The sequence below is a fragment of the Eggerthella guodeyinii genome, assembly GCF_009834925.2.
GTDB lineage: Bacteria > Actinomycetota > Coriobacteriia > Coriobacteriales > Eggerthellaceae > Eggerthella > Eggerthella guodeyinii.
Genome location: NZ_CP063310.1, coordinates 1,240,781 through 1,252,974, shown reverse-complemented (window position 1 = coordinate 1,252,974; position 12,194 = coordinate 1,240,781). Strand labels below are relative to the sequence as shown.

The 12,194-nt window shown below is 69.7% G+C and carries 11 protein-coding genes and 1 riboswitch; of the genes, 1 reads left to right on the top strand and 10 read right to left on the bottom strand.

The features are described 5' to 3' along the window. Nucleotides 1-54: 54 nt before the first annotated feature. The 10 genes from GS424_RS05030 to GS424_RS04985 form a co-directional block, all read right to left on the bottom strand. Nucleotides 55-597 (bottom strand): FmdE family protein, encoded by a 543-nt coding sequence (locus GS424_RS05030; protein ID WP_160943151.1) that lies wholly within the window; start codon nucleotides 595-597, stop codon nucleotides 55-57. Between the two features lie 396 nt (nucleotides 598-993). Further along, the gene (locus GS424_RS05025; RefSeq protein ID WP_160943152.1) at nucleotides 994-1,602 is read right to left on the bottom strand and encodes an L-threonylcarbamoyladenylate synthase; all 609 of its coding nucleotides are present in this window, start codon (nucleotides 1,600-1,602) and stop codon (nucleotides 994-996) included. A 75-nt stretch (nucleotides 1,603-1,677) separates the two neighbouring features. After that, nucleotides 1,678-2,385: an ECF transporter S component gene (locus tag GS424_RS05020; protein WP_160943153.1), complete on the bottom strand. Its 708-nt coding sequence runs from the start codon at nucleotides 2,383-2,385 to the stop codon at nucleotides 1,678-1,680. Further along, complete coding sequence (locus tag GS424_RS05015; RefSeq protein ID WP_160943154.1) at nucleotides 2,382-3,851, bottom strand: ABC transporter ATP-binding protein; 1,470 nt, start codon at nucleotides 3,849-3,851, stop codon at nucleotides 2,382-2,384. The genes GS424_RS05020 and GS424_RS05015 overlap by 4 nt, the downstream gene beginning before the upstream one ends. After that, nucleotides 3,839-4,714, bottom strand: a complete 876-nt coding sequence (locus tag GS424_RS05010; RefSeq protein ID WP_160943155.1) for an energy-coupling factor transporter transmembrane component T — start codon at nucleotides 4,712-4,714, stop codon at nucleotides 3,839-3,841. Before GS424_RS05010 ends, GS424_RS05015 begins: the two co-directional genes overlap by 13 nt. A gap of 141 nt (nucleotides 4,715-4,855) precedes the next feature. Further along, complete coding sequence (locus tag GS424_RS05005; RefSeq protein ID WP_160943156.1) at nucleotides 4,856-5,749, bottom strand: DUF4430 domain-containing protein; 894 nt, start codon at nucleotides 5,747-5,749, stop codon at nucleotides 4,856-4,858. A 12-nt stretch (nucleotides 5,750-5,761) separates the two neighbouring features. Next, a complete protein-coding gene (locus GS424_RS05000; protein WP_193666549.1) occupies nucleotides 5,762-7,801 on the bottom strand; it encodes a prenyltransferase/squalene oxidase repeat-containing protein in 2,040 nt (679 codons plus the stop codon). A 136-nt stretch (nucleotides 7,802-7,937) separates the two neighbouring features. Beyond that, nucleotides 7,938-8,082: riboswitch (adenosylcobalamin (AdoCbl) riboswitch) on the bottom strand. Between the two features lie 77 nt (nucleotides 8,083-8,159). Next, nucleotides 8,160-9,353 carry an ABC transporter permease gene (locus tag GS424_RS04995; protein WP_160942854.1) on the bottom strand — a complete coding sequence of 398 codons (1,194 nt, stop codon included), beginning with the start codon at nucleotides 9,351-9,353 and terminating at the stop codon, nucleotides 8,160-8,162. Next, complete coding sequence (locus GS424_RS04990; protein WP_015760354.1) at nucleotides 9,350-10,054, bottom strand: ABC transporter ATP-binding protein; 705 nt, start codon at nucleotides 10,052-10,054, stop codon at nucleotides 9,350-9,352. The genes GS424_RS04995 and GS424_RS04990 overlap by 4 nt, the downstream gene beginning before the upstream one ends. A 4-nt stretch (nucleotides 10,055-10,058) precedes the next feature. Then, nucleotides 10,059-11,576 (bottom strand): efflux RND transporter periplasmic adaptor subunit, encoded by a 1,518-nt coding sequence (locus GS424_RS04985; protein ID WP_160942855.1) that lies wholly within the window; start codon nucleotides 11,574-11,576, stop codon nucleotides 10,059-10,061. Nucleotides 11,577-11,794: 218 nt separating this feature from the next. Here GS424_RS04985 and GS424_RS04980 point away from each other — a divergent pair, with 218 nt between their 5' ends. Then, nucleotides 11,795-12,193 (top strand): MGMT family protein, encoded by a 399-nt coding sequence (locus GS424_RS04980; protein WP_015760352.1) that lies wholly within the window; start codon nucleotides 11,795-11,797, stop codon nucleotides 12,191-12,193. Nucleotide 12,194: the final 1 nt, after the last annotated feature.

Here is a 12,194-nt window from a genome sequence, read left to right as displayed (position 1 = left end):
TGCGCCGCTCGATGCCCCTCTGCCTGTCGGCTATCCGAACGGCTTGAACGGTCACTAGAACCCTTCCCGCTCGTACGCATCGTAGCAATCGAGGCAGACCAGCTTGCCGCCCTGCACGCGCAGGCCGAACTCGGCGGTCGATTCGCCGCAGGCCGCACACGCCTGTGAGGGGAAGAGGCGCGCCGGCTCGGGCAGCCCGTACGACGGCTTCTCAACCTTGAAGAGCTGCTCGTACGGCGTGGTCAGAAGGTAGTTCTGGTATTCGTCGCGGCCCCTGCCCTCGTTCTTGGCCTCCAGCACGAGACGCACCTGGCGATCGGTGCCGCGCACGAAGAACGAGAACGCCATCTTGCCGCGCAGACGCGGGATAAGGTTGGACTTGCCGTAGGTGCAGCCCAGCAGGACCTGCACCGCGTCGACCCCGCACGCGTCGTTCTCGGTGACGCACACGACCTCCTCGTCGACGGCGGGCAGGTGCGCGGCGTCCAGCCCCAGCTCGGCGATGGCCCCTTCGCAGGCCTTGAAGCCGATGGCAAGCCCCGGACACGTGTGTCCGTGGAATTCCGCAACGTCGCGCCACAGCGATTCGTCCAGCATATTCGTCTCCTCCGTGTTCGAAATACTCCCTTTGCGACGCGATAGTAACACAAATTTTGATTTCGTAACACTATCGGACGGTGCGCGGCCCCCTCGCGCGATGTGCGGGGCGCGCGGATGGGGGCGGTGGAGACGGGGGGATGTGTGCTTGGGAGGGGTCGGGGGCTGGAGGGGGGGGGGCGCAGCAAGGCAAGCCGCGACTTGGCAGGCCGCGACCCGGCAGGACGAAGCTTGGCAGGACGAAGCCCGCGGGAACGCAACCCGGCAGAACGCATCCTGGCGGGATGCGGCCTTGCGAGACGCGGACCGGGTGCGCGCGGCGGGGATGCCGGGGCGCGGAGCGCTCGTCCGGGGATTCTGGCGCACCCCGAAGCCGCCGCCGCGCTGGTTGGAAGCCTACCCCAGCGCTTGGATGTCCGCCTCGGAGACGGCGCCTTCGCGGAGGATGCGGGGGGCTGCGCCGGTGCAGTCGATAACGGTGGAGGCGACGCCGCTCAAGGCGCCGTCGCCGTCATCGGGCACCACCACGCCCACGCGCGCGGCCAGATCGGGGTCGAGGGCGTCGAAGGCGCCCGGCGCCTGGAGGCCCGAGATGTTCGCCGACGTGGTGGCCAGCGGGCAGCCGACCGCCTCGATGAGCTCGAGGGCCACTTCGCTGTCGGGCATGCGCAGGCCGATGGAGCCCGCCTGCGAGCGGAAGGCCGCGGGCACGGCCCCGCCGGCTTCCACGACGAGCGTGAGGGGGCCCGGCCAGTATGCGCGCGCGAGCCGTCGGGCCAGGTCGGGCACGTGCGCGCCGTAGCGGTCGAGGTCGTCGACGCCGCCCACGAGCCAGGAGACGGGCTTGCCGCGGTCGCGCTCCTTCAGGTCGTAGAGCACGTCGGGGCTCGCCGCCGCCTCGACGGACACGCCCAGGCCGTACACCGTCTCGGTGGGAAAGATGACCGCCTCGCCGCGCCTGAGGGCGGCGATGGCCTCGTGCTTCGTGCTGTACAGTGCCGACATGGGCGCTCCCTTCTTCGATGATCGGGAGGCATTGTAGCACGCGCGCGCCCGCTGCGCCGCGATCGGCGGCGTCCGTCAGATCAGCGCGTACTTCCTCTTGATGCGCTCGAGCTTTTTCCGCCAGGGAACGTAGAGCGCCGCGAGGAACACGACGGTGGCTACGCCGTGCGTCGCGTCGAACGGCAGCGCGGCGCCGAACGCGACGAGCGCGGCCGGCCAGGAGAACGGCTGCACGAAGCCGATGACGTACCACCCGTTCAGCAGCAGGCCGTACAGCAGGGCCGACAGGAAGCCGTAGGCGTACAGCACCGGCAGCCGGTCGAGCCAGCCGCGGTCGGCCAGCACGCCGGCCAGGTAGCCGACGAGGCCCCAGGCGTACATCTGCCACGGCGTCCACGGCCCCTGGCCGAAGAAGAAGTTGGACACGAGCGCCGCAAGCGCGCCCACCAGAAAGCCGCTGCGGCGGCCGAACACGGCCCCCGCGAGGATGCAGATGGCCGAGACCGGCTTGAAGTCGGGGATGGGCGCGAACAGCACGCGCCCCGCCGCCGCGAGCGCGGCGAGCACCACCGTGGGCATGATCTGCCGCAACGCCGGGCGCGAGGCCTCGAAGCTGGCGAAGAACACGCCCACCGCCGCGAACGCCACGACCACGGTGAGCAGCGCGCCCTGCTCCACCTGGAAGTACGCGCACGCGCCCAGCACGAGGGGCACGGCGACGAGCGCCGGTACCTCGAGCAGCGCGAGGATGCGCCCCGCCGCGCGGGAAGGCGGGCGCGTCACGAGCGCTCCTCGCGCCACAGCCGGGAGAACGCATCCTCGGTCGGGCGGTAGAACAGGTTGCCCGCGAAGAACGCGGCGGCCGGCTCGGTGCACACGGCCTCCCCGTCGAACAGCATGGTGGCGGCGTCGGCGACGAGCGCGGCGAACGTCAGGTCGTGCGTGGCGAGGACGACGGTCGCCCCGGCCTGCGCGAGATCGCGCAGGGTGCGGGCGACCAGCAGCTTCGACGGCGCGTCGAGCCCCTTCGTCGGCTCGTCGAGCAGCAGCAGGTCGGGGTCGGTGAGCAGCAGCTTCGCGAACGCAAGCAACTGCTGCTGGCCGCCCGACAGGTCGTAGGGATGGTTGGCGGCGCGCGCGTCCAGGCCGAAGCGCGCGAGCGCGGCCTCGACGGCGGCGTCGTCGTAGCCGCAGCCCTCCTGCCACTCGCGCAGCTCCTCGACCACCGTATCGCACACGAAGAGGGCCTTCGGATCCTGCGGGAGCAGCGCCTGGCGCGCGGACAGCCTGTTGGCCACGCGCCCCCGCTCGGGCTTCAGCACGCCTGCGGCCGCGCGCAGCAGCGTCGACTTCCCGCAGCCGTTGCCGCCCACGATCGCGTGCACGTCGCCCGCGGCGACGTCGAGGTCGCAGCCGCGAAGCACCCAGGAGGAGTCCCGATCGTAGCGCACGTAGGCGTCGCGGAAGGAGATGGCGGGAGGAGCCTCGCGGGCGGCATCGCGACCGGGCGCGAGCCCCCCTGCTTGCGCCGCGCGGAGGACTTCCCGATCCGCGAAACGCTCGCTCGGCGCGAGCGGGGAGCGCATCCGCCCGTCCCGCAGCTCCACCGTGTCCGTCGCGTACTCGGCCATCACCTCGGGGGCGTGGGTGGCCACGACGACGGTGATGCCCAGCTCGCGGTTCACGCGGAACAGGGCATGCAGGAAGTTCTTCTCGGCCACGGGGTCGAGCTGGGCGGTGGGCTCGTCGAGCAGCAGCAGGCGCGGCTGCATCGCCAGCGTGCCGGCCAGCGTGGTCATCTGCTTCTGGCCGCCCGACAACTCGGCGACGGAGCGGCGGAACCACGGCTCGATGCCGAAGAAGTGGGCGACCTCGGCCACGCGGCGGCGCATCTCGTCCTGCTCCACGCCGAGGTTCTCCAGCCCGAACGCCAGCTCGTGCCACACGCTGTCGCACACGATCTGGTTCTCGGGGCTCTGCGCGACGTAGCCCACCGTCGCGGCGGCCTCGCGGGCGTCCAGCTCGTCCACGGGACGCCCGAACGCCCGCAGCGCGCCCGCGCGCTCCCCCGCCGGCGCGACGGCCGGCTTGCAGCTGCTCAGCAGCGTGGTCTTGCCGCTGCCCGTGGCGCCCACGAGCAGCTGGAACGCGCCCTCCTCCACCGTCCAATCGAGCGGCCCGATGCTCGCCGTCGATTCGGGGTACCGGAACGCGAAGCCGCGCGCCTCGATCGCCTTCACGCTCGCCATCGCAGATGCTCCTTCGCGGTGATTGCGAGCGGCAGGCACGCGAACAGCGCGTACGGCAGATAGCTCCACCAGGGCGCGAGCCCGCCGATCGTCGGATAGAAACGGAATTCCGCGCATGCCGCCCAGGCGGCGGCCGCGGCCAGCAGCGCGAGCGCGCCCCCGCAGGCGAGCGCCGCGGCGTCGAAGCGCCGGAACCGGTAGCGCGCGTAGGTGGTGCGCCGCGCGACGGCCCCCCAGCCGCGCGCCTTCATGGCGCCGGCCGTCTCGAGCGAGTCTTCCATGCTCCAGCCCATGAGCACCGAGGTTCGCCGCAGGTAGCCGCGCAGGGCGGCGAGCCTCCCCGCAGGCTCCTCGGCGGGGCGCGCCGCCGTGCACGCGCGCTCCACGTCGGCGATGCCGTTGCCGCGCCGCACGAACTGCGGCACGAGGCGCATCGTCATCGACAGCATGAGGCCCACCGTGGGCGCGACGCCGCCGAACAGCGCCATGACCTTGTCCGAGTCGAGCACCTGCGCGGCGTTCGAGAACAGCACGAGCACGCTGGCCAGCATGACGCCCATGCATGCGCCGTACACGAAGCTCTCCAGGTAGAACGCGCGCAGCCCGATGCGGAACAGCTCGGTGGAGCCGGACGCCGAGAACAGCGGGTTCGCCAGCGCGACGACGGCGACGAGGGGCAGCTGCCAGAGGAGCGAGCGGCCCGTCGCCCGCCAACCGCGCAGCACCGCGCCGTACGCAAGCGCGCTCGCAAGCGAGACGGCCAGGTAGACCGGCTGCATCGCCGTCATGCAGAGCACGAGCATGACGGCGAAGTAGCCGAACGCCACGATGGGGTGGAACAGGTCGAACGCCGTGCGCTTCATGCGAGGCACGCCCCTAGGCGTGCACCGTTTGGAAGATCGAGATCACCACGAGCACGGCGAAGAGTATCGCCAATGCAGCCATGATCTTGGCCACTTTCGGATTGCTGAACACGGCGCCTCGCTTTCCTCGACCCATACACCTTACAGATCGTTGCCCAAGTCGCAGGTGTATATCCACGTGATATTCTCGCCACCGCTTAGGATATACGAACCGCACCCGTATCCGGGCGACGATCCGTTGACGAAGTACAGCCAGCCGCTTCCCGGGCCGCACGCGAACTCCGCAAGGCCCCCGATGGAGCTGACGTAGCTGCTCGACCCGCCCACCGACGCGCCGGTGGCGCACAGGGCGTCGTAGACCGATGCGCCCTGGTTGAGGGTGACCGTGCCGCCGCCCAACGACGAGGGGTACCCGTACGACGCGGCGCGGGAGCTGTCGATGTACACCGACACCGTGACGGTGCTGGGGGCCGACGGCGCCGGGGCCGGCTCGGGCGCAGGCGCCGGGGCCGGTGCAGCAGCGCCCTCCGACGCGGAAGGCTCGGTGCCCGATGGCGCCTCGCCGGCCGTCGAAGCGGCCGAGCCGTCGGCATCCGCCGCGCCCTCGCCGTCGACGGCGGCGCCCGCTTCCCCGTCCGCACCCTCCGAAGCCTCTTCGGCGGCATCCTTGCGATCGGCCTCGTCGCCCTGCGACGCGTCGTCTCCGTCAGAGGGCGCATCCGTGACGACGCTGGGCATCGGCACCGGATCGGACGGCGCAGGGTCGCCGAGCCATCCGGTGGCGAAGCCCATGCTCGCCACGACGGCGCACAGGGCCACCGCGGAGGCAACGACGCCCACGGCGAGCAGCGCCTTGCGCGGTCGGCGACGCGCGGGCTCGGACGCCGCCGGTGCGGACGCCCCGCCCTCCGAAGCCCCCTCCTCGCCGCGAGGCGTGGAGGGGGCGATGCGGTCGTCGGGCGCTTCGGCCCGCTCACGCGGCTCGAGCGTTTCGACGCCCGAGCCGCCGGTCTTCTCGTTCGAATCTTCGCTCATGCTGCCGCGATCCTATCGACGCAACGAGAACTCGTCGGAAGCGCGCATGCGCCGCGTGGCGGCGATGCCCGCCGCGAGCGCGCCGAGCGCGAGCGCCGCGGTGCCGGCCGCGAACGGCGCAGAGCCGTCCCCGGTCTTGGCGAGCGCCTTCTTGTCGGCCGCCGGAGCCCCTGCGGGCTTGACGTCGCCTTCTTCCCGCTCGTCGGCGGGCAGCGCAGCCTGTCCCAGCTTCGCCTGCGTGTAGACGTTGTACGCCGCCCCGGTGTTCCTGAGGCCCTGGTACGCAACAAGCGCCCGGAACCCCTGCTCGGTGGCGAGGTCGTTCGCAGCGCCGTTGTAAACGAATCCGGACAAGTCGGAAGTGGCCTGCGAGAGCAGCGCGCTCAACGGCGTCGCGCCGCTTTCGGTGACCATGGATGCCGCCGGATCCGCGCCCAAGGCGCACAGGGCGACCACGACGCAGGACGTAGAGCTGACGTTGATGGGACCATCGGCCGCGTCCCCGGATGCGCGGAAACCGCCGTCCTCGTGCTGCATTGCGCGCAGCGCCTCGAGACCCTTGTCGACCGCCGCTTTGACGGAGGCGTCCGAAACGCGAGAGGCAAGAGCGGTTATCACCATGGCCGTCGTATCGGGATCGTCCCCTTCGGCAGCGCCTTTCCAGGTCCAGCCGCCGGAAGCTTGCTGCGCGCTCAGAAGCTTGGCTACAAGCTCAGCTTCGGTTTCAAGAGCGTTCGCGGGCACGTCGTACGCGCCGCTTTCATAGGAGAGCAGAGCAAACGCCTGGCCGTTCACATAGGTAGTCGAAATGTCGGACGTCGCCATCGTTTGCACGAGCCCCGCTGCTTCCTCTGTTTTGCCGACGGCCGTGAGCGCCAAGATGAAGCGTTGCAAATTGGTGGTTTCGGGAGAACCGTTCGCTGCTTTCGCATTCGCCACGAGCGTCGCCACGTCAACCGACGACACACGACCGGCGGCCGCGAGCTCAAGGGCTTTCCATTCCTCGGACGTACCCGCATAGGAACTGGCGATGGTGCCGAACAGCGTGTTGTACGCAGCGCTGTCTACTGCGACGGCATCGTTGGCAGGCTCATCAGGTTCGGGTTCGGGCTTGGGATCGGGCTTGATCGCCCCCGCCAAGGGGTCGTTGACGGTGTAGATCGCGAGCTGAGGAACCTCGTCGTCGTAGGCGAACGTCGCGTCGGACGTGTAGATGTACTGGTAGCGGCCGTTCTCCTGCAGCTTCGACGTCAGCTGGGCGCTGGCGTAGTTCGCGCTGTCGCCGTCGAACATCGTCGCCCAATAGGCCCACGAGCCGTCGGGCTGCTGGACCGACTTGTTGCCGCGGAACGTCGGGGAGCCCCAGGAGTCGAAGTACGCCTTGTCGTTCCCCTCGGTCTCCTCCGCGCTGGCCGCGGCGGTGAAGCCCGCCTTCGCCAGCAGGTCGGCAACCGTGTCGTCGGAGGTCATGCCGTCGACCTTGCCGTTGTACAGGACGCCGTCCACGGGGTCGGACGTGTCCACGATGGTGAGCTGCACCGGAAATCCGGAAGCCTCCTCGTCGTAGGCGAACGTCGCGTCGGACGTGTAGATGTACTGGTAGCGGCCGTTCTCCTGCAGCTTCGACGTCAGCTGGGCGCTGGCGTAGTTCGCGCTGTCGCCGTCGAACATCGTCGCCCAATAGGCCCACGAGCCGTCGGGCTGCTGGACCGACTTGTTGCCGCGGAACGTCGGGGAGCCCCAGGAGTCGAAGTACGCCTTGTCGTTCCCCTCGGTCTCCTCCGCGCTGGCCGCGGCGGTGAAGCCCGCCTTCGCCAGCAGGTCGGCAACCGTGTCGTCGGAGGTCATGCCGTCGACCTTGCCGTTGTACAGGACGCCGTCCGCGGGGTCGGACGTGTCCACGATGGTGAGCGCCACCGAGAACGTCCCCGCACCCTCGCTTTCTTCGGCCCAGGCTGCGCTGGGCATGAGGCCCAGGCAGAGCGCGGCGGCCAGCAGGAGGGCCCACGCCCGCCGCATGACCCCCGCAGGGATGATCGTTTGTTCCTTCACCGTCTTCCTTCTCCTTTCATCGGTCGCTTCGCAGAAGAGAGACAGCAAAACAAAAGGCTGCGCGGCCCTCGCGATTCGAGGGGGCCGCGCAGCCCGTATTCGCTACGCAGACAAGCCGAGGGCTTTCTTGCCCTCCGGGTTGCGTTCGCGGTAACTCGCCGCTTGCGCACACACGCTTCTCGGTCGGTATTCTGGCTGATCGGCAAGGCCGAAACACAGTGGCGGTACCGTGCGGGATTCTCACCCGGCTTCCCACGATCCGAGACGTCTTCTTCATGCTTGATGCATTCTACCACCTCTTGGGTCGACGAACGACGCGAAAGGGGCGCAACCTCCGAGCTTGCCGCCCGCCGGCCGCCTACTGGTAGCGCAGCGACTCCACCGGGTCGAGCTTGGCGGCGCGGCGTGCCGGGTAGTAGCCGAACACGACGCCGATGAGCACGCACACGGCCACGGCGCCGAACACCACGCCCGGCGCGAGCACCGGCGTGACGGCCATGCCGGCTTGCACCGCGCCGATCACCTGTCCCAGGCCCCATGCGGCCAGGAAGCCGAACACGATGCCGAACGCACCACCGGCCACGCACAGCATGATGGCCTCGAGCAAGAACTGCTTCGTGACGTCGCGGCGGCGCGCGCCGAGCGACTTGCGCAGGCCGATCTCGCGGATGCGCTCGGTGACGTTCGTCAGCATCATGTTCATGATGCCGATGCCGCCCACGAACAGCGAGATCGACGCCACCGAGCCCATGAGCAGCGAGAACGACGCCATCATCGTCTCCATCTGCTTGATGACGGCATCGAGCGACGACACGTACACGCTTTCGGCGTCCAGGTTGAAGTACTGCGCCACGAAGGTTTGGGTCGTCTCGACGAGGCGGTCCATGTCGGTGCCCTCGCGCGCGAAGCCGACGATCTGCTGGATGCCGCCCGTGTTGCCGATGCGCGTCTCCACCGTGGTGTAGGGCGCGTAGAACGTCCCGCCGCCGCCCATGAACGACGAGGTTTCCATCACGCCGATCACCGTGTAATCGTCGTTGCCGAGGCGCACCGTCTTCCCCACCGCCTCGGTGTCGGGGACGCCGAGCATCTGCACGGCCATCTCGCCGCCGCCTATCACCACGAGGCGCGCCGCGTTCTGCTCCTCGCTTTCGGTGAAGAAACGGCCCGCTTTGAGCTTCGTCCCGTTCGCCGTGAAATAGTCGGGGCGGGCGCCGATGATGGTGGCGTAGTTCTTCTGCCCGTCGGACATCGCGATCTCGGCCGACGCGTACGACGCGCCGGTGATGACCTCGTACTCCGGCATGCCCTGCTCCAGCTTGTCCAGGTCGTCGAACGTGATGCCCTGCGGCGAGTACGCGCTGATGGACACCTGGCGCGCCTGGGAAAGCCCCATCTCGCCCATGAGCATGTTCTGCACGCCCGCGATGAGCGAGGTCATGGCGATGACGGCCGCGATGCCGATGACGATGCCGAGGATGGTGAGGAACGAGCGGCCCTTGTTCGCGGACAGCGCGTGCCAGGTTTCGTAGAACAGGTCGCCGATCTTCATGGGCGCGCCCCTTCCCCGCCGTGCGCCCCCTCGTACAGCCGCCCGTCGCGGATGTGCACCACGCGGTCGGCGTGGGCGGCCACGTCGGGCTCGTGCGTGATGAGCACGATGGTCTTGCCCGCGTCGCGCAGGCGCTTGAACGTGTTCAGCACCATGTCTCCCGTGGCGGTGTCGAGGTTGCCGGTGGGCTCGTCGGCCAGGATGAGCGCCGGGTCGTTCACGAGGGCGCGGGCGATGGCGACGCGCTGCATCTGGCCGCCCGACAGCTCGTTGCTGCGATGGTCGTACAGCCGCTCGTCGAGCGACACGCTGCGCAGCGCCGCATGGGCGCGCAGCTCGCGCTCCTTGCGCGGGCAGGCCGTGTAGATGAGCGGCAGCACCACGTTGCGCAGCACGGTGGCGCGCGGCAGCAGGTTGAACGACTGGAACACGAAACCGAGGCGCGTGGCGCGGATCTCGGCGAGCTCGTCGTCGCGGTAGTCGGCCACGTCGACGCCCTCGAGCAGGTAGCGCCCGCGCGTGGGCGTGTCGAGGCAGCCCAGCAGGTTCATGAGCGTGGACTTGCCCGAGCCCGACGGGCCCATGATGGCGAGGAACTCGCCCTGCGCGACCGTCAGCGACACGCCGCGCAGGGCGTGCGTGTAGCCCGAAGCGCTCTCGTAGATGCGGTGCAGGTCGACGGCTTCAACCACGTTGGCCATGGCGCTACCCCACCATGACGCTGCCGCCGGCGTCGACCGCGGCCATCCCGCCGTCGCCCGCCATGCCCATGCCGTCCACCGCACCGCCCATGCCTCCGCCGACGACCACCTCGTCGCCGGCTTTCACCTGGCCCTTCACGACGGACGTGAGGCCGTCGGACGCGACGACCTCCACCGTGCGCGCGTCCATCTCCTGCGTCTCGGGGTCGGTGAGCACCATCACGAAGCTGCCGCCCGCGCCGTCGGACTGCACGGCCGAGATGGGCACCATGAGCGCGTTCTCGATGGTGGTCGTGGTGATGGTGGCCTTGGCGGTCATGCCGGGCTTGAGGCGCGGGTCGGGCTCGGCGATGAGCAGCTTCACCGCGTACGTGACGGCACCGCCCATGCCGCCGTACATGGCGCCGCCCGACGCGTCGCCGGAGCCGGCCGACGTGGTGGCGATGCTCACCACGGTGGCGGGCAGCGTGAGGTCGGGGGCGGCGGTGAACGTGACCTCGGCGGTCTGATCGGCGGTGATCTTCAGGATGTCGATCTCGTTCACGTTGATGGAGACGGTCATCTGCGACAGGTCGGCGATCTGCACGGGCGAGGTCGCGGCGCTCGCCGTGGCCCCGAGCGCCTTGCCGGGCTCGATGTTCACCGCGACGACGCTGCCGGCGATGGAGGCGGTCACCGTGCGCTTGGCGGCGCGCGCGACGGCCTCGTCGTAGGCGCTCTGCGCGTTCTGCAGCGCAAGGTTCGCGTTGCTCAAGCCGAGCTCGGCCGACCTGATGGCGGAGTCGGCGCTGGACTCGTCGAAGGAAGCCTGCTCGCCGGCGAACGACTCGGCCGCCGCTCCCCCGGCCTCCTTGGCGGCCGCGGCGGCGGCTTGCGCCTGGGCTTGGGCGTTCGCGGCGGCCTGCTGGCCGGCGGACTTGGCGTGGTAGGCGTCGTTCACGGCGTTCTGGGCCTGGGCCACGCCGTTCTTGGCCTCCTCGATGCCCTGGGCCGCCTGGTTCACCGCCTTGTCCAGCTCGTCGTTGACCACGGTGAACAGCGTCTGGCCCTCGGCCACCGCGTCGCCTTCGGCCACGAGCACCTCGCCCACGATGCCGTCCACCTCGGGCGTGGCGCTCACCGATGCGACGGGTTGCAGATTGCCGGACGCCGACACCGTCTCGACGAACGTGCCCCGCTCCACGAAGCCGGTCTGCGGGGCCATGTCCTGCAGCGCCTTGGCCGCCCGGTCGGCCGCGTACCACGCGAACGCGCCGCCCGCGACGGCGAGCACCGCCACGGCCGAGACGGCGCCGATGATGATCTTGCGCTTGCGCTGCTTCTTGCGCTTCGCCTTGAGGTCGTTGAACGCCCGCATGTCGGCGAGCGCTTCGGCGTCGACGAGGTCGGTCGGCCCCGGCAGGCCCTCGATCGGCTCGAACGCGATGCGATCGAAGGCGTTCTGATCGAAGGGGCTCGGTTGAGCGCTCAAAGGCTCGGTGCCGTCCGGAGCGCCCTGACGACGGTTGTTGATCGGACCCATCTACTACCTCCCGTGCGAAAGAAGCGGGGGCGGTTCTCGAGGAACAGCCGTGCATCAATCATAAGTGGAACGATGGGAAAAGTGAAGCCGCAATCCGCGCGCGCTCTTCAGCCGCGCGCCAGATACGCCTCAACGGCCTCGCGCAGCTCGCTCACGCCCGGGCGCGGTTGCCGTATACTGGGGCGAAACGTTGAGCGAATGCGAGGAGCGAAGAGAGCATGGGCGATTTCTCCAACAGGGTGTTCGAGGTGGTGCGGCGCATCCCGCGCGGGAAGGTGGCGTCGTACGGGCAGGTGGGACGGCTGATCGGCGCGCCGCGCTCGGCGCGGTACGTGGGCTACGCGCTCCACGCGAACCCCGACCCCGGCGCCGAGGTCAACAACATCCCGTGCCACCGCGTGGTGTTCAAGGACGGCGGCTTGTGCAAGGGATTCGCGTTCGGCGGCCCCGAGATCCAGCGCGAGATGCTGGAAGCCGAGGGGGTGGCGTTCGCCGACGACACGCACGTGGACATGGACGCCTGCCAGTGGGACGGGCACGCGGACGGCACGGCCGAGGGCGAGCTGCCCACCGCGCCGCCGGAAGACTTCGATTGGGCGCGGGAACTGGGAGAATGAC